The sequence below is a fragment of the Streptomyces sp. NPDC002884 genome, assembly GCF_040295245.1.
Lineage (GTDB): Bacteria > Actinomycetota > Actinomycetes > Streptomycetales > Streptomycetaceae > Streptomyces.
Window position 1 is genome coordinate 524,764 of the sequence record NZ_JBEOVB010000002.1, and the last position, 15,757, is coordinate 540,520.

Sequence of the window (15,757 nt, forward strand, 5' to 3'; positions counted from 1 at the left end):
TGGGCCGGAACTATGCGATGACGCGCACCGGATCACCGACTCTGATCGTGCCGCGACCGAGTGGCACCAGGTTCTGTCCGAAGACCAGCTTGCCGCCGAGGCGTCGATGCCGGCCCAGGGTGTGGAGGGGTTCCCTGCCGCGTGTCCCGGTGCCCTGGTCGGTGGTGGTCACGACGCATCGGCCGCACGGTTTCGCGACCCGGAACTCGACCTCGCCGACGGCGAGCCGCGACCAGCCGTCCTCCGCCCACGGTTCGGAGCCCGCCAGAACAAGGTTCGGCCGGAAACGGTTCATCGGCAGCGGCCCCTCCCCGGCGTGCTCGCCCCGGGCGATCAGCGAGTTGAGGGCGTCGAGGGAAGCGGTCGTGGTGGCCAGCAGCGGATATCCGTCGGCGAAGGTGACGGTCTCGCCGGGCCGCGCGTACCCGGGGTCGACGGGCCTGCGGGTCGCGGGGTCGTCCATGTGCACCAGCCGCACATCGGCGCCCAGGTGGGCGCTGCACCAGGCGTGCGCGGTGTCGTCGGCGAGGACCCCCTCCACCTTGTCACGGAAGATCTCCATCGACACCGTGCCCACCGGCTCGGGCACCGGCACGGTCAGCGGCTCCAGACCGGGCGCGGACAGTCGGACACCGCCGCCGGGCAGCAGCTCGGCGGCGGCGAGCGCGAGGCGCGGCTGCTGGCGTTGTGTGACGACCTTTCCCCCGTCGTCGATCAGCGCCCACCGTCGGTCTCCGGCCAGCCCCCAGGGCTCCACGACGGCCTCCCGGGGTGTCTGGCCCCGGAACGCCTTGACCGGATGGACGTGCATCGACAGCAGCTCCACATGCCCCATGGGGTCATCCTGCCAGGTGGCACCGACAACCCCGTGGGATCAGTAGCCCCGGTACTGCTGGTTGTACGGGTCCTGGTACTGAGGAGCGGCGGGCCGGGGAGCGGCCGGGCGCATGGCGTCGTAGCCCGTGCCGGGGCCCGCCGGACGCGGCTGCTGCTGCGCCTGGGGTCCGGGGTAGCCGCGCGGCGCGGACTGCGGCGGGATGTACGCCGCCGGAGCCTGCTGCAACGGCGCGGGCTGCTGCGCCTGCGGGTAGCCGTAGGCCTGCGAGCCGTAGGACTGCGAGGGACCCGCCGGGAGGGCGGGCAGCGCGGACGGCAACGCGGGCAGGTTGCTGCCGCCCATGTCGTACGCGGCGGGGACCCGGATCGGGGCGATCTGCGGGGTGCCCCGCTCGGCCACGAGCGAGTCGTAGATCGGAGTGTCCGGGAAGGAGGCGTAGTAGCCGCCGCCATAGGTGGAGCGGGGGGAGGTCATGGCACATAAGTTAAGCCCACGATGTGCTGGTTGGGGAGACCGATAAGAGGGTTGTTTTCCGTGCCCGCAGTGACCTCGGACCCCCAATGCGAGCGAACGTGGGAAAAAAGGACGGCGAGAGTCCTTCCGATCGTGTAAAGGCCGAGTTCCGAGCGGGTTACCGCCGGTTGGTCAGGGCTGATCCTGCGCTCCCGATGGGAGTTCGCCGTCCCGCGGAATAGGTTGGCCGGAAAGACAACCCGAGGGTGCCGAGGCGCGCGGCCCGGTGCACTGACACGCGATGGGGGCGTACATGTCAATGTCGAAGGGGTCCAATGCTCCGGTGCCGACCACGGCACTGCGGGTCGAACTGGGCTGGCGCTCGGGAACGGGTGTTCCGGACGCGGACGCGTCGGCACTGCTGCTGGTGGGCGGAAAGGTCCGTTCCGACGCGGACTTCGTCTTCTACAACCAGCCGGCCCACTCCTCCGGAGCCGTCCGCCACGAGGGAAAGCGCGAAGCAGGCGGCCGGGTGACCGACAGCCTTCTCGTCGACCTCGCGCGCGTGGAGCCCGCGATCGAGACCGTCGTCCTGGCGGCCTCGTCGGACGGCGGCTCGTTCGGCCGGGTGCCGGACCTCTACATCGAGGTGCGGGACGCGGCGCAGGGCACCGTCGTGGCGCGGTTCGACAGCGCCGGCGCGACGGTGGAGACGGCCTTCGTGCTCGGGGAGTTCTACCGCCGCCAGGGCGCCTGGAAGTTCCGGGCCGTCGGACAGGGCTACGACAGCGGCCTCGAAGGCCTGGCCACCGACTTCGGCATCGCCGTGGACGAGCCGCAGCAGGCGGCCGCCCCGGCCCCATCGGTCCGCCGGGATCCGCCGCCCCCGCCGTCGCAGCAGCCGACCATGCCCGCCTTTCCGGCCACGGTGCCCCCGCCCGTCCACCAGGCCCCGCCGCCGCCCCCGGCACCGCCCGTCGCACCCGTCCGGCTGACCAAGGTGACGCTGACCAAGGCCGCCCCTTCGGTCTCCCTGAGCAAGCAGGGCGGCACCTCGGGAGCCCTGCGCGTGAACCTGAACTGGGAGGTGCGCAAGCAGTTCTCCGGGTGGGGCAGCAAGCGCGGCCGCGCGGTCGCCATGCACAACGACCTCGACCTCGACCTGTGCGCCCTGTTCGAGCTCGCCGACGGCCGCAAGGGCGTGGTCCAGGCCCTCGGCAACGCCTTCGGGGCCCTGCACCAACCGCCGTACATCCACCTCGACGGCGACGACCGTACCGGTGCCGTGTCGAGCGGTGAGAACCTCACCGTGAACCTCGACCACAAGAACGACTTCCGGCGCATCCTTGTCTTCGTGACCATCTACGAGGGCGCCCGTTCCTTCGCCGACCTGCACGCCACGGTCACACTGCAACCCCAGTTCGGCGCCGCGATCGACTTCTCCCTGGACGAGTGCACCGTCCCCTCGACCGTGTGCGCGCTCGCCCTGATCACCAACAACGGCGGTGACCTCGTCGTCCAGCGCGAGGCCCGCTACCTGGTGCCCGAGCGCGGGGTGAGCCCGCAGCGGACCGTCGACCACACCTATGGATGGGGCATGAACTGGACGCCGGGCCGCAAGTAGCGGCCCCCGCGGTCGGGACCCCTGTTCACAGGGGCCCCGTACGACGGCTCAGCCCTCGTCGGCGACGGCGTCCGGACGGGCGTAGGTGCGGCCCTTCCAGGCCGCGCCGCGTCCCCGGTAGTGCTGGACCGCGGAGTCGACCGTCATCAGCAGATAGAGGAGCGCGGTGAACGGCAGCAGGGGAGCGAGCCACAGCGGCTGACGGTAGTGGCGCAGCATCGGGACGTACGTCCCCGCCATCACCAGCCACGCCAGAGCGCCGAACACCGCGGTGGCCGCACTGCCTGCGGCGAGCCCGCCGAACAGGGCGAGCGGAGGCGCCAGGTACACCAGCGCGAGGCCGAGCACCGTGCCGGTCAGCAGGAGCGGACTGTGCCGCAGCTGCGCGTAGGCGCTGCGCGAGACCATCCGCCACAGGTCGTGCAGCCTCGGGTACGGGCGCACACTGTCCACGCGGTCGGCCAGTCCCAGCCAGATGTGGCCGCCCGCGCCCTTCACGGCCCGCGCGAGCGCCACGTCGTCGATGACGGCATGCCGGATGGCGTCCGGGATCCGCGCCCGTTCGGCCGCGTCGGTGCGCAGCAGGACGCAACCGCCCGCCGCGGCCGCCGTCCGCGCCCCACGCCGGCCGATCCGCCGGAAGGGGTAGAGCTGAGCGAAGAAGTAGACGAAGGCGGGCACCACCAGCCGCTCCCACCGGCTCTCCACCCGCAGCCGGGCCATCTGGGAGACGACGTCGAACCCTCCGGTGCGCGCCGCCGCCACCAGCTCCCGCAGACTGTCGGGCGCGTGCGCGATGTCGGCGTCCGTGAGGAGGAGGTACTCGGGCTCACACGCGCGTGCCAGGCCGATGCCGTGACGCACCGCCCACAGCTTCCCGGTCCAGCCCGCGGGAGGTTCGCCCGGCGAGTCCACGGTCAGCGGGAGCCCGCCGAGCCTCAGGGCGAGCGCGCCCGCCACTTCTCCCGTGCCGTCGGAGCTGCCGTCGTCGACGAGGAAGATCTCCGCCCGCCCCGGGTAGTCCTGCGCGAGCAGGGAGGGCAGGCTCGCGGGCAGCACCGCCGCTTCGTCGCGCGCGGGGACGACGACGCAGACGGACGGCCACTCCCGCGGCTCCTCCCGGGCCGGCAGCCTGACATCCGTACGCCAGAAGAAGCCCTGACAGAGCAGCAGCCACAGCCAGGCGGCCAGGCTCACGGCGGCGATCCACACGATGGCGCTCACGCGCGCAGTCTGCCCCACGCCACCGGGCCGCAAGGGCACATCGTCTATGGTGGCCGGGTGAAGATCGCGCTCATGGACTCCGGAATCGGCCTGCTGGCGGCCACCGTCGCGGTACGGCGTCTGCGCCCCGACGCCGATCTCGTGCTCTCCCTCGACCCCGACGGCATGCCCTGGGGACCGCGCACTCCGCAGGACCTCACCGAGCGCGCCGTGGCCGTCGCCGCGGCCGCCGCCGCACACCGGCCCGAGGCCCTCATCGTCGGCTGCAACACGGCGACCGTGCACGCCCTGCCCGCCCTGCGGTCCCTCCTCGAACCCGGCATCCCGGTCATCGGCACCGTCCCGGCGATCAAGCCGGCCGCGGCCGGCGGCGGCCCCTTCGCGATCTGGGCCACGCCCGCCACCACCGGCAGCCCCTACCAGCGCAACCTCATCCAGGACTTCGCCGGCGGCGTCACGGTCGCCGAAGTGCCCTGCTGGGGACTGGCGGAGGCGGTCGAGCACGCCGACGAGGCGGCGATCGACGCCGCGGTCACCGCGGCCGCCGCCCTCACCCCGGAGGAAGTAACGACCGTCGTCCTGGGCTGCACCCATTACGAACTGGTCGCCGACCGCATCCGTGCCGCCCTGCAGCGCCCCGGGCGGCCGCCGCTCGTCCTGCACGGCTCGGCCGGCGCCGTGGCCGCGCAGGCACTGCGCCGCATCGGCGCGAGCCCCGCACCCGAGGCGGCGGCGCTCGGCACCGTGACGGTTCTCCTCAGCGGCCGTCCGGGCACTCTCCCGGCGCCCGCCCTGGCCTACGCGGAAGGCCGACTGCTGGAGGCGGCCGTCAGCCCCGCCCGGTGACCGCAGGGCGGGAACCGGCCCTTCGGGGCAGCTCGCCGCCCGGGCGGAGCAGTCACCCTGCGCAACGTGCTACCGGCGCAGCGAAACCTGAGTAACCTCATGAATATGAGGGACCACCCCCACGACGAGAGCATCCCGCTTCCCGACGTCCCGCATGCCGATGCCCCGCATCCCGACGTCTGGACCGGGCGCGCCACCAACCGGTTCCAGTGGGTGCTGGCGCTCGTCGGCGCCGCCTGCATGGCGCTCGGCATCGAGCTCGCCGTCGAATCCGCGTGGACGTCCGGCACCGCCCCGCTCGCCATGTCCGTCGTCGGCTGTATCGCCGCCGGGTTGCTGGTTCTCTTCGGCACCCTCGCCTTCGTCCACGTCGACCTGAAGCTCGACAAGGAGTCGCTCGAAGTGCGCTGCGGCCACATCGGGCTCCCGCGTCGTCGCATCCCGCTGGCCCATGTCGCCGGCGCCGACTTCGTCCCCCTCGTCACCCCGCGCCACTGGGGCGGCTGGGGGTACCGCTGGCGTCCCGAGAAGGGCACGGCCGTCGTCGTCCGCCGCGGCGAGGGCGTGGTGCTGCGGCTCTGGGACGGTCACACCTTCACGATCACCGTGGACGACGCGGAGTCGGCGGTGCGCGCCATCAGGGCCCGGCTGCGGACGGGCGCCCCGGGCACCACGCCCTGACCTCGTACCGGGTCCGTGCCGGAGTCAGGCGGCCGGGCGGTCGCCGTGGCGCAGGTCCCGGTCGGACTCCGAGCGGGCCTCGGGCGGCGAGGCCTCCTCGGCGAGCGGTCGGGCCGTGGCCAGGCCTGCCAGCAGCCCCGCGCCGACCGACACCGTGGTGAAGCTCAGCGCGTTGCCGATCGCGGCGACGGCGGCCAGAGCGGTGAGCGCGGCCCCCGCGGTCAGGACGACCGGAGTGGGGCCCGGCGCACGCCACAGGGCGAACAGCACCCAGCAGAAGGCCGCGGCGAGCAGCAGCACACCGACGACACCCTGCTCCGCCGCCAGCTGCAGCGGCGCCGAGTGCGGCTTGCCGTCGGACAGCGCCGACCGCGCCGCCGTGCCGCTCAGCTCCCCGAAGCGCCCGGGGCCCACGCCGAGACCGGACTCCCGGTGCGCCATGCCCAGGGCGTCGCGCCACAGATCGACCCGGTGCGAAGTCAGCCGGTCCGTCAGCGCGTCGGCGGGGCCACCGGACAGCGCGTTCCCGGCGACCGCCCAGGTCAGGCCCGTCACCAGGGCGGCGGTCACGGCCAGGGCCGCGAGAGCCGGCCCCCGGTGGCGCGGCCGGCCGGCGGCCAGGGAGCACAGCAGCACCGCGCAGCAGGTCACCACGGCCGTGGTCGAACCCAGCAGGAACCCGGCCACCGTGATGCCTCCGGCGAGCAGCCACAGTCCGAGCCGCAGCACCGGCACGGCCGTCGCCCGGGCGGCGCAGCACGCGGCACCGGCCGACAGGGTCAGTACCGCGGCGGTGGCACCGGCGTGGCCCAGCGGCGCGACGGTCTCGGGGCCCGGGGCGAGCCGGGGCCGGGCCACCGACAGGGCGAGCCCGGCCAGCGCCCCGGCACAGGGCGCGGCGACCGGCAGCAGCACTCCGAGGATCCGCCCCGCCGCATAGCCCGCGGCCACCGCGAGCACCGCGAGCAGGACACCCTCGGGGCGGCCGCCGTGCACGGCGGCGGTGACCAGGGGCCAGATGGCACAGGCCCCGAGCACGGCCACGCCCGCCGCGTCAGAAACGTTTCGTCTTTCCCCGTCCGCGTCCGCGTCGGCCGCAGACGTCATACCCGTGGAACCCACCCGTCCCCCCGAACCCGGTCGCCCCCCGACCGTGACGGCCCTGAACCGTGACGGACCCCGGTCGCCCGCGCGCGACTGGGGCACTGGCACACCGTAACGGCCGGCAGTCGGTTTGTGGATGAGTTGCGTCGGGTTGTGCGGTAAGCGGAGGCCGTCCCTCGGACTGCGCTGTCGGCCAAAAGGTCACGCGCCGTACACTCCCGGAGTGACCGTCACCGCAACTTCCGTGGGCCAGCCGGACCAGCAGGAGCCCCAGGCCGCGCGGCCCTCGCGCGGCGCGCGGCTCCTGCGCCTCGTCCCGGCCGCCGCAGCGGCGCTCTCCGGAGTGCTGCTCTACGTCAGTTTCCCGCCGCGCACGCTGTGGTGGCTGGCGCTGCCTGCCTTCGCCGTTCTCGGCTGGGTGCTGCGCGGGCGCAGCTGGAAGGCCGCGCTCGGTCTCGGCTACCTCTTCGGGCTGGGTTTCCTGCTGCCGCTCCTGGTGTGGACCGGCGTCGAGGTCGGTCCCGGGCCCTGGCTCGCCCTGGTGGTCATCGAGGCGGTCTTCGTCGCGCTGGTCGGCGTGGGCGTCGCTGCCGTGTCGAAGCTGCCGGCCTGGCCGCTGTGGGCGGCGGCGCTCTGGATCGCCGGCGAGGCGGCACGCGCGCGTGTGCCCTTCCGCGGCTTCCCCTGGGGCAAGATCGCCTTCGGCCAGGCGGACGGCGTCTTCCTGCCGCTCGCCGCGGTCGGCGGCACCCCCGTTCTCGGCTTCGCCGTCGTCCTGTGCGGCTTCGGCCTGTACGAGGTCGTGCGCCTCGTCCTGGAACGGCGGCGCTCGGGTGAGGTCCGCCGGTCGGCGGCCGCCCTGGCGCTGCTCAGCGTGGCCGTCCCGGTCGTCGGCGCGGTGGCCGCCCGCTCGCTGGTCAGCGACAAGGCGGAGGACGGCACCGCGACGGTCGCCGTCATCCAGGGCAACGTCCCCCGGCTCGGCCTGGAGTTCAACGCCCAGCGGCGCGCCGTGCTCGACTACCACGCGCGTGAGACGGAGCGCCTGGCCGCCGAGGTCAAGGCGGGCAAGGTCGCCCAGCCCGACTTCGTCCTGTGGCCCGAGAACTCCTCCGACATCGACCCCTTCGCCTACGCCGACGCCGCCGCCGTCATCGACAAGGCGGCCAAGGCGATCAACGCCCCCATCTCGGTCGGCGGCGTGGTCGAGCGGGACGGCAAGCTCTACAACGAGCAGATCCTGTGGGACCCGGTCGAGGGACCCACCCAGACGTACGACAAGCGGCAGGTCCAGCCGTTCGGCGAGTACCTCCCGTTGCGCTCGTTCATCGGTGCCATCAACGAGAACTGGACCTCGATGGTCGGCCAGGACTTCAGCCGGGGCACCAAGCCCGGCGTGTTCGACATGGACGGCACCGAGGTCGGCCTCGCCACCTGCTACGAGGCGGCCTTCGACTGGGCCGTGCGCGACACGGTCACCCACGGCGCCCAGCTGATCTCCGTGCCCAGCAACAACGCCACCTTCGACCGCAGCGAGATGACCTACCAGCAGCTGGCCATGTCGCGGGTCCGCGCCGTCGAGCACAGCCGTACCGTCACGGTGCCCGTGACCAGCGGCGTCAGCGCGATCATCATGCCGGACGGGAAGATCACCCAGAAGACCGGCATGTTCGTCGCGGACTCCCTGGTGCAGAAGGTGCCCCTGCGCTCCTCCGAGACGCCGGCGACGAAGCTCGGCATCCTGCCCGAGATCGCCCTGGTGCTCGTCGCCGCGGGCGGCCTGGGATGGGCGATCGGCGCCGGCGTGCGGGGCCGACGGAGCACCGCCGGCTGAACGGGCGGCCCGGATAGGGTCGCCGTATGCCGACTCCTGACTTCATCACCGAGATCCGGGCCACCGCGGGCCACCAGCTGCTCTGGCTCCCCGGCGTCAGCGCCGTCGTCTTCGACGACGAGGGGCGGGTGCTGCTCGGCCAGCGCGCCGACAACCACCAGTGGTGCGTGATCTCGGGCATCCCGGACCCGGGCGAGCAGCCCGCGGACTGCGCGGTGCGGGAGGTGTACGAGGAGGCGGGCGTGCACTGCGTCCCCGAGCGCGTCGTCCTGATCCGCGCCGGGAGCCGGATGGAGTTCCCGAACGGCGACGAGTGTCAGTTCATGGACGTCACGTTCCGCTGCCGGGCCGTGGGCGGCGAGGCACGGGTCAACGACGACGAGTCCGTCGAGGTCGGCTGGTTCACCCTGGACGACCTGCCGCCGATGCAGGACCGCCAGCTGTTCCGCATCAAGCAGGCGCTCACCGACGAACCCACATGGTTCGAGACCACGCCTTCCGTGTGAACTATGGGTGGTGACCACATGGGGCGAGGACCCGGCTCTGCCTAGGCTCGTCGCATGACTTCGCCCCAGGCCGCCGCTCCCGGTCCCGCCGCCCCCTCGCTCGACCTCGGCGGCCGCACCGCCCTCGTCACCGGCGCGGCCGGCGGCATCGGACGGGCCTGCGCGCTGCGGCTGGCCGCCGCCGGGGCCGAGGTCCGCGCCGTCGACCGGGACGCGGCAGGACTGGAGAGGCTCGCCGGGAGCGCGGCCGGTCTGCCCGGCTCGGTCGAACCGTACGTACTGGACCTCACCGACCTGGACGCCGCCGAACGCGCCGCAGCCGGGGCCGACGTCCTGGTCAACAACGCCGGCCTCCAGCGGGTGGCCCCGCTGGAGGAGTTCCCGCCGGACGTCTTCCACACGGTGCTCACCGTGATGCTGGAGGCGCCGTTCCGGCTCATCCGCGGCGCCCTGCCCCACATGTACGGGCAGGGCTGGGGCCGCATCGTCAACGTGTCCTCCGTCCACGGACTGCGCGCCTCCGCCTACAAATCGGCGTACGTCGCCGCCAAACACGGACTCGAGGGCCTCTCCAAGACCGCCGCCCTCGAAGGCGCGCCCCACGGTGTGACCTCCAACTGTGTCAACCCCGCCTATGTGCGCACCCCGCTCGTGCAGCGGCAGCTCGCCGACCAGGCACGAACGCACGGCGTGCCCGAAGAACGCGTACTGGCCGACGTACTGCTGCGGGACAGCGCCGTCAAACGGCTCATCGAGCCGGAGGAGGTCGCCGAGGCCGTCGCGTACCTGTGCGGCCCGCAGGCGTCCTTCATGACGGGCACCTCGCTGGTCCTCGACGGCGGCTGGACCGCGCACTGAGCGCACCGACCGCACCGCGAGCACCGCGAGCACCCTGCCGTCCGGCGTCGGCGGAGTTGTCCACAGGGCTGACGGGGCGGCCCGGCGATGAGGAATCCTGTGAGCATGTCCCGCGATCACCTGAAGGGCGCCATGGCAGCCCCCGGTCCCACGTACGACGCCGACGCGCCGTTCCTCGAGCTGCTCGCCCGGGGCGCGGCCGCCGAGGCGTACGACCGGCCCGTGCTGCTCGCCCGCGCCGAGGGAGCGTGCGGCGAGCGGATCGCGGCACTCGAACACGCCAAGCTGCTCGCGCTGCGGGTCCGCTCCGAGCTGGAGGGCAGACGCCGACGGGAGGCCGAGCTGTCCGCCCTCTTCGAGACGGCGCACGACCTCGCGGGCCCACGCGACGTGGACGCCGTACTCCAGGCGATCGTGCAACGGGCCCGCTCGCTGCTCGGCACCGACATCGCCTACCTCAGCCTGCACGACCCGGCCAGGGGCGACACGTACATGAGGGTCACCGAGGGGTCGGTCGCCGCCCGCTTCCAGCAGCTGCGGCTCGGAATGGGGGAGGGGCTCGGCGGCCTGGTCGCCCAGACGGCCCGTCCCTACGTCACCGACGACTACTTCCGCGACGGCCGCTTCCGGCACACGACGACCATCGACGCGGGCGTACGCGACGAGGGACTGGTCGCGATCCTCGGGGTTCCGCTGATGCTGGGTCCGCATGTCATCGGTGTGCTGTTCGCCGCCGACCGGCGTGCCCGGGTCTTCGAACGGGAGCAGATCGCCCTGCTCGGATCCTTCGCCGCGCTCGCCGCGGCCGCCATCGACACCGCCAACCTGCTCACGGAGACGCGCTCGGCCCTGGCCGGCCTGGAGCGCGCCAACGAGATCATCCAGGACCGCAGCGCGGTCATCGAGCGCGCCTCCGACGTGCACGACCGGCTGGCCGAACTGGTCCTGCGCGGCGGCGGGGTCCACGACGTGGCCGCCGCGGTCTCCCAAGTGCTCGACGGGACCGTGGAGTTCCTGGAGACCGCGCCGGCCGCCGCCGTGGAGGCCTCCCGCACGGAAGGCCATGCCGTACGTCATCAGCAGGACTGGATCGCGGCGGTCGCGGCGGGCGGGGAACTGCTCGGCGCCCTGGTGCTCCGCGGCCACCCGGACCTGGACCCGGTCGACCAGCGCACTCTGGAGCGGGCCGCGATGGTCACCTCCCTGCTGCTGCTGGCCAGACGCTCCGCCGCAGAGGCCGAACAGCGGGTGCGCGGCGAGCTCCTCGACGACCTGATCGAGGCCCGCGACCGGGACCCGCGCCTGCTGCGTGAGCGCGCCGCCCGGCTGCACGCCGACCTCGACGCGACCCACGTCGTGCTCGCGGCCCGCCTCGACGCCGCCGCACCCGACGCCGACCAGGAGGCGGCCGCGCGCCGCCGCCTGTGGTCCGCCGCCTCCCACCTCGCCGCCACCCGGCACGGTCTGGCCGCCGCTCGCGACGGCGGCACGGTCCTGCTGCTGCCGCTCGAACACGGCGACACCGCGACGGAGTTGGCCCGCAGTACCGCGCTGTACCTGGGCACCGCCGTCCACGAAGCGGTCACCGTCGGCGCCTCCGCACCGGTGCGGGGCCTCGCCACCGATCCGGACACGGTGGTCGCCGCGTACGCGGAGGGCCGCCGCTGCCTCGACGCCCTGCGGCTGCTGGGCCGTTCCGGCGACGGGGCGGCCGCCGAGGACTTCGGCTTCCTGGGGCTGCTGCTCGCCGGCGAACGGGACCTGGCGGGCTTCGTGGACCGCACCATCGGCCGTGTCGTCGCCTACGACGAACGACGCGGCACCGACCTGCTGCGCACCCTGGACGCGTACTTCGCCTCGGGCGCGAGCCCGGCCCGCACCAAGGACGAACTCCACGTCCACGTCAACACGGTGGCTCAGCGACTCGAACGCGTCGGCCGCCTCCTGGGCGACGACTGGCAGAGCCCCGCCCGCGCACTGGAGATCCAACTCGCTTTGAGGCTGCGCCGGTTGGCGCATCCGGCACCGCACTGACCGACCTCCGTATGCGCGGACGGCGTACGGAGGCGGCTGTGCGGCGGTCACGAGCACGGCAGTCAGACGGCGCGCGCGTCCGTGGCCGCGGTCTGCGGGTGCTCAGCGGCGGCGCCGGGGTGGACGTCGGCCAGGTCGCCGTCGGCCAGATCGCGGTGCCGGGTCTCCTTGGCGACCCCCACGGCGACGACCGTCAACAGGGCCGCGGCGATCACGTAGAGGGCGATCGGCGTGGAGCTGTCGTAGTCGGCCAGCAGCGCGGTGGCGATCAGCGGCGCCGGCGCGCCCGCCGCGACGGAGGCGAACTGCGCGCCGATCGACGCGCCGGAGTACCGCATCCGGGTGGCGAACATCTCGGAGAAGAAGGCGGCCTGGGGCGCGTACATCGCCCCGTGCAGGACCAGACCCACCGTCACGGCGAGCACGAGACTGCCGAAGGTGCCGGTGTCGACGAGCGAGAAGAACGGGAACATCCAGAGCCCGATCCCGACGGCGCCCAGCAGGTACACCGGCCGTCGCCCGACCCGGTCGGACAGCGCGCCCCAGGCCGGGATCACCGCGAAGTGCACGGCGGACGCGATGAGTACGGCGTTCAGCGCGGTCTGCTTGGAGACGCCGGCCGAGGTGGTCGCGTACACGAGGATGAACGCGGTGATGACGTAGTAGGAGATGTTCTCCGCCATCCGCGCGCCCATCGCGACGAGCACGTCACGCCAGTGGTGGCGCAGCACCGACACCAGCGGCAGCTGCTCCGCCTCCTTCTCCGCCGACCGCACCGCCTTGCGGGCCTCGGCCTGCGCCAACGCTTGCTGGAACACGGGGGATTCATCGACAGACAGACGAATCCACAGACCGACGACCACCAGCACCCCGGAGAGCAGGAAGGGGATCCGCCAGCCCCAGGAGGCGAAGGCGGCGTCCGAGAGCACGGCCGTGAGCAGGGACAGCACGCCGGTCGCGAGCAACTGCCCCGCGGGCGCGCCCGTCTGCGGCCACGAGGCCCAGAAGCCGCGCCGTCGCGCGTCCCCGTGCTCGGACACCAGCAGAACGGCTCCGCCCCACTCACCGCCGAGCGCGAAACCCTGGACCAGCCGCAGCACGGTCAGCAGCACCGGGGCGGCGCTCCCGACGGTCGCATGCGTCGGCAGCAGCCCGATCGCGAAGGTCGCACCGCCCATCAGCAGCAGACTCAGCACCAGCAGCTTCTTGCGCCCGAGTCGGTCCCCGTAGTGCCCGAAGACCAGCGCGCCGAGCGGCCGCGCGGCGAAACCGACGGCGTAGGTCAGGAACGACAGGAGCGTGCCGACGAGCGGGTCGGAGCCGGGAAAGAACAGCTTGTTGAAGACGAGGGCGGCGGCCGAGCCGTAGAGGAAGAAGTCGTACCACTCGATGGTGGTGCCGATGAGACTGGCGGCGACGATGCGCTTGAGGCTGGCGGGGGCTGGTGGAGCGGTCGCGGGGGAGGACATCGGCACCACTTCCAAGCGGTTGGCGGGGACGTTTCCGTGTTGCCATACCGTAGGAATCCGCAGGTCAGGGGCACATGTGGCGGGGCAACATAGTTCAAGGGTCGGCTATGCGTGCGTCCACCATCCCGGCTCGTGGACAGACGGTTCAGGGCAACGTCCTGCGCACCGCCGCCCACCTGGTCGCCGACCACGGCCCGTTCGACCTGGTCCTGGCCGGAGGCGTTCTTCGACTACCTCGAAGAACGCCTCACCCGAGCCCCCGCACTGCCCTGATGACCCACATCGGCCGCTGGAACCGCGTCGAACGCACCCCCGCCGACGTCGAGGCCGAGGTCGGTGCCGCCGCGCCGCCGGGAGGTGATCCCCGCACTCGGCTTCGTGTTCGTCGCCGACGCAGCCTCGATCGTCAGTCGAGGCCTTCGATGATGCGGAAGTCGCGCTCGACGCCGTCAGCGAGTGCGGTCAGCGCCTCCTGGTAGGCCGCACTCGCATGTGCGGCGACCGCCTGCTCGAAGCTGTCGAACTCGATCAGGACGGTGCGCTCGGCGATTCCGGCGTCGTGTGCGACGACCCGGCGGCCGCGGGCGAGCAGCCGCCCGCCCGCGGCCGCGACGGCTGGACCAGCCAGCCTGTTGTAGGCAGCCAGTTTCTCGGGGTCCGCAATGGTGCGGTAGGCGCTGACCCAATAGCCCTTGACCACGGTGCCTCCTGTGTTCGGAATTGATGCTCAGAAACATGCTCGGATCCAAGGCCGGCGCGCAGTGGATGAGCGAGCCGACGGAGACGGCGTCGAAGTCGGCCGGCTTCGATCCTCAGCTTCCGGGTCGACTCGACCGGCCCGGGCCCGGCGCACCGACCGGGGCTGCGATCGGATCGGTCCCGGGTGAGCGTCGGCGGGCGAGGATGAGGCTGACCACTGTCGTGATCGCCATCGCGGCGACGCCGACCAGCGCCGCGGTCGTGTAGGCGTCCTCGTTCGGGAAGAGGCGGCCCGTGGCGGTGCCGGCGGCCAGGACCAGGCCGCCGATGGCGCTGCCCAGGGAGTACCCGACGCTGCGGACGACGTAGTTGAAGCTCATGGCGCTCGACGTCTCGCTCTTGGGGGTGACGGCCAGGATGACGCCGGGCATGGCGGCCGAGAAGCTGCCGACGCCGAAGCCCAGTACGCCCATGGCCGCGAGCAGTTCGGCCAGGTCGGACCGGGCGGTGGCGAACAGGACGAACCCGCCGCCGACGATGGCGGCGCTGCCGGCCAGGAGCAGGGGGCCGTCGATCCGTTCGCGGACCCGCGGCGTGAGCTTGCCGGCGACGAACCCCAGCACGGAGAACGGGATGAGGACCAGCCCCGCCACGAAGGTGGTCAGTCCGAAGCCGTAGCCGGCGCTGTGCGGCGTCTGTGCGTAGCGGGTGATGAGCGTGAGCAGGAGGTACATGCCGCTCCCGCCGACGAACATGGCGATGTTCGCCCCGGCGACCGCCGGGTGCCGTACCGCCCGGACGTCGACCAGGGGCGTCTTGGTCCGCAGTTCGGAAACGGTCCAGGCGCAGAGCAGGAGTGCGGCGGCGACGGCAAGGGCCACCGCCACGGCGAGGTGTCGGCTCCACAGGTTCCTCTCGCCGGCCAGGAACAGGACGAGGAGCAGTCCGCCCGCCAGGACGAGCGCACCGGCCACGTTCACGTGAGCGGAGCGGCCTTCGGGAGCCGCCGGCATGGAGCGCCACGCGGTCACGAAGGCGATGGCGGTGACGAGCAGGCCGAGGCCGTAGGCGGCCCGCAGTCCGCCGAACTCGGCGAGCAGCGCGGCCAGCGGGTAGCCGACGCCGGCTCCGATGATGGAGACCACTGAGATCAGGGCGATCGTGGCCGCGCTGCGCTCCTCGGGGAGATGGTCGCGGGCCACGCCCATCATCAGCGCCGTGAGACCGAGTCCGACGCCTTGGGCCGCTCTGCCCACGAGCAGCCAGGTGAACGGCAGCGGCAGCACGGTGAGCGCGCTGCCGACGACGACGATCGCCAGCGTGGCGAGAACCGTGGCCCGCCGGTGCGGACCTGCTCCGAGCCGGCCGAGGACGGGTGTGGCGACGGCGCCGCTGAGCAGGGCGATGGTCAGCGTCCACTGCGCGCTGTCGAGGGAGACGTGGAACGTGGTCGCCACGCTGGTGATGAGCGGTGTCCCGAGACTGGCGACCGCCGCCACGACCAGGGCGATGAACATCAGGGCGGGGACCAGCAGACGTGCCTCGGCACGTATCTGGGCAGTGCTCATGGGCCGGTCGTGAGCCTGG

The 15,757-nt window shown here is 72.9% G+C and carries 15 protein-coding genes; 8 read left to right on the forward strand and 7 right to left on the reverse strand.

Annotated elements, in window-relative coordinates; genetic code table 11:
- Window positions 1-10: 10 nt before the first annotated feature.
- Together ABT070_RS06695 and ABT070_RS06700 are read right to left on the reverse strand one after the other, a co-directional pair.
- Entirely contained in the window at window positions 11-835 is an 825-nt protein-coding gene (locus ABT070_RS06695; protein ID WP_351755623.1) for an MOSC domain-containing protein, read from the reverse strand.
- Window positions 836-874: 39 nt separating this feature from the next.
- On the reverse strand, window positions 875-1,312 hold the full coding sequence (locus ABT070_RS06700) for a DUF6643 family protein (RefSeq protein WP_351755626.1): 438 nt from the start codon (window positions 1,310-1,312) through the stop codon (window positions 875-877).
- 298 nt (window positions 1,313-1,610) lie between these two features.
- Between ABT070_RS06700 and ABT070_RS06705 the strand changes: the two genes are divergently transcribed.
- Entirely contained in the window at window positions 1,611-2,915 is a 1,305-nt protein-coding gene (locus tag ABT070_RS06705; RefSeq protein ID WP_351756006.1) for a TerD family protein, read from the forward strand.
- 48 nt (window positions 2,916-2,963) lie between these two features.
- Here ABT070_RS06705 and ABT070_RS06710 read toward each other — a convergent pair whose 3' ends face one another.
- On the reverse strand, window positions 2,964-4,157 hold the full coding sequence (locus tag ABT070_RS06710) for a glycosyltransferase (RefSeq protein ID WP_351756007.1): 1,194 nt from the start codon (window positions 4,155-4,157) through the stop codon (window positions 2,964-2,966).
- A gap of 39 nt (window positions 4,158-4,196) precedes the next feature.
- Between ABT070_RS06710 and ABT070_RS06715 the strand changes: the two genes are divergently transcribed.
- On the forward strand, window positions 4,197-4,985 hold the full coding sequence (locus ABT070_RS06715) for a glutamate racemase (RefSeq protein ID WP_351755629.1): 789 nt from the start codon (window positions 4,197-4,199) through the stop codon (window positions 4,983-4,985).
- A 105-nt stretch (window positions 4,986-5,090) separates the two neighbouring features.
- A complete protein-coding gene (locus tag ABT070_RS06720; RefSeq protein ID WP_351755632.1) occupies window positions 5,091-5,666 on the forward strand; it encodes a hypothetical protein in 576 nt (191 codons plus the stop codon).
- A 24-nt stretch (window positions 5,667-5,690) separates the two neighbouring features.
- Here the strand turns inward: ABT070_RS06720 and ABT070_RS06725 are convergent, their stop codons facing one another.
- Window positions 5,691-6,773: an O-antigen ligase family protein gene (locus tag ABT070_RS06725; protein ID WP_351755634.1), complete on the reverse strand. Its 1,083-nt coding sequence runs from the start codon at window positions 6,771-6,773 to the stop codon at window positions 5,691-5,693.
- Between the two features lie 220 nt (window positions 6,774-6,993).
- Between ABT070_RS06725 and lnt the strand changes: the two genes are divergently transcribed.
- The 4 genes from lnt to ABT070_RS06745 all read left to right on the forward strand — a co-directional run bounded on the left by lnt (window position 6,994) and on the right by ABT070_RS06745 (window position 12,002).
- The gene (gene lnt / locus ABT070_RS06730; RefSeq protein WP_351755636.1) at window positions 6,994-8,604 is read left to right on the forward strand and encodes an apolipoprotein N-acyltransferase; all 1,611 of its coding nucleotides are present in this window, start codon (window positions 6,994-6,996) and stop codon (window positions 8,602-8,604) included.
- Between the two features lie 26 nt (window positions 8,605-8,630).
- Window positions 8,631-9,110: an NUDIX hydrolase gene (locus ABT070_RS06735; RefSeq protein ID WP_351755639.1), complete on the forward strand. Its 480-nt coding sequence runs from the start codon at window positions 8,631-8,633 to the stop codon at window positions 9,108-9,110.
- Window positions 9,111-9,164: 54 nt separating this feature from the next.
- Window positions 9,165-9,968, forward strand: coding sequence for a 3-hydroxybutyrate dehydrogenase (locus ABT070_RS06740; RefSeq protein WP_351755641.1), 804 nt, complete (start codon window positions 9,165-9,167; stop codon window positions 9,966-9,968).
- Window positions 9,969-10,073: 105 nt separating this feature from the next.
- Complete coding sequence (locus ABT070_RS06745) at window positions 10,074-12,002, forward strand: helix-turn-helix domain-containing protein (protein ID WP_351755644.1); 1,929 nt, start codon at window positions 10,074-10,076, stop codon at window positions 12,000-12,002.
- Window positions 12,003-12,064: 62 nt separating this feature from the next.
- Here ABT070_RS06745 and ABT070_RS06750 read toward each other — a convergent pair whose 3' ends face one another.
- Window positions 12,065-13,471 carry an MFS transporter gene (locus tag ABT070_RS06750; protein WP_351755646.1) on the reverse strand — a complete coding sequence of 469 codons (1,407 nt, stop codon included), beginning with the start codon at window positions 13,469-13,471 and terminating at the stop codon, window positions 12,065-12,067.
- A 132-nt stretch (window positions 13,472-13,603) separates the two neighbouring features.
- Here ABT070_RS06750 and ABT070_RS06755 point away from each other — a divergent pair, with 132 nt between their 5' ends.
- Window positions 13,604-13,744, forward strand: a complete 141-nt coding sequence (locus ABT070_RS06755; protein WP_351755649.1) for a hypothetical protein — start codon at window positions 13,604-13,606, stop codon at window positions 13,742-13,744.
- Window positions 13,745-13,877: 133 nt separating this feature from the next.
- Here ABT070_RS06755 and ABT070_RS06760 read toward each other — a convergent pair whose 3' ends face one another.
- Window positions 13,878-14,171, reverse strand: a complete 294-nt coding sequence (locus ABT070_RS06760; RefSeq protein ID WP_351755651.1) for a DUF1330 domain-containing protein — start codon at window positions 14,169-14,171, stop codon at window positions 13,878-13,880.
- A gap of 112 nt (window positions 14,172-14,283) precedes the next feature.
- Window positions 14,284-15,738: an MFS transporter gene (locus ABT070_RS06765; RefSeq protein ID WP_351755653.1), complete on the reverse strand. Its 1,455-nt coding sequence runs from the start codon at window positions 15,736-15,738 to the stop codon at window positions 14,284-14,286.
- Between the last annotated feature and the right edge of the window lie 19 nt (window positions 15,739-15,757).

Coding starts and splice junctions, on each gene's coding strand:
- ABT070_RS06740 (WP_351755641.1), top strand. CDS start 9,165: ATGACTTCGCCCCAGGCCGCCGCTCCCGGTCCCGCCGCCCCCTCGCTC.
- ABT070_RS06695 (WP_351755623.1), bottom strand. CDS start 835: ATGGGGCATGTGGAGCTGCTGTCGATGCACGTCCATCCGGTCAAGGCG.
- ABT070_RS06705 (WP_351756006.1), top strand. CDS start 1,611: ATGTCGAAGGGGTCCAATGCTCCGGTGCCGACCACGGCACTGCGGGTC.
- ABT070_RS06720 (WP_351755632.1), top strand. CDS start 5,091: ATGAGGGACCACCCCCACGACGAGAGCATCCCGCTTCCCGACGTCCCG.
- ABT070_RS06750 (WP_351755646.1), bottom strand. CDS start 13,471: ATGTCCTCCCCCGCGACCGCTCCACCAGCCCCCGCCAGCCTCAAGCGC.
- ABT070_RS06735 (WP_351755639.1), top strand. CDS start 8,631: ATGCCGACTCCTGACTTCATCACCGAGATCCGGGCCACCGCGGGCCAC.
- ABT070_RS06745 (WP_351755644.1), top strand. CDS start 10,074: ATGTCCCGCGATCACCTGAAGGGCGCCATGGCAGCCCCCGGTCCCACG.
- ABT070_RS06725 (WP_351755634.1), bottom strand. CDS start 6,773: ATGACGTCTGCGGCCGACGCGGACGCGGACGGGGAAAGACGAAACGTT.
- ABT070_RS06700 (WP_351755626.1), bottom strand. CDS start 1,312: ATGACCTCCCCCCGCTCCACCTATGGCGGCGGCTACTACGCCTCCTTC.
- ABT070_RS06765 (WP_351755653.1), bottom strand. CDS start 15,738: ATGAGCACTGCCCAGATACGTGCCGAGGCACGTCTGCTGGTCCCCGCC.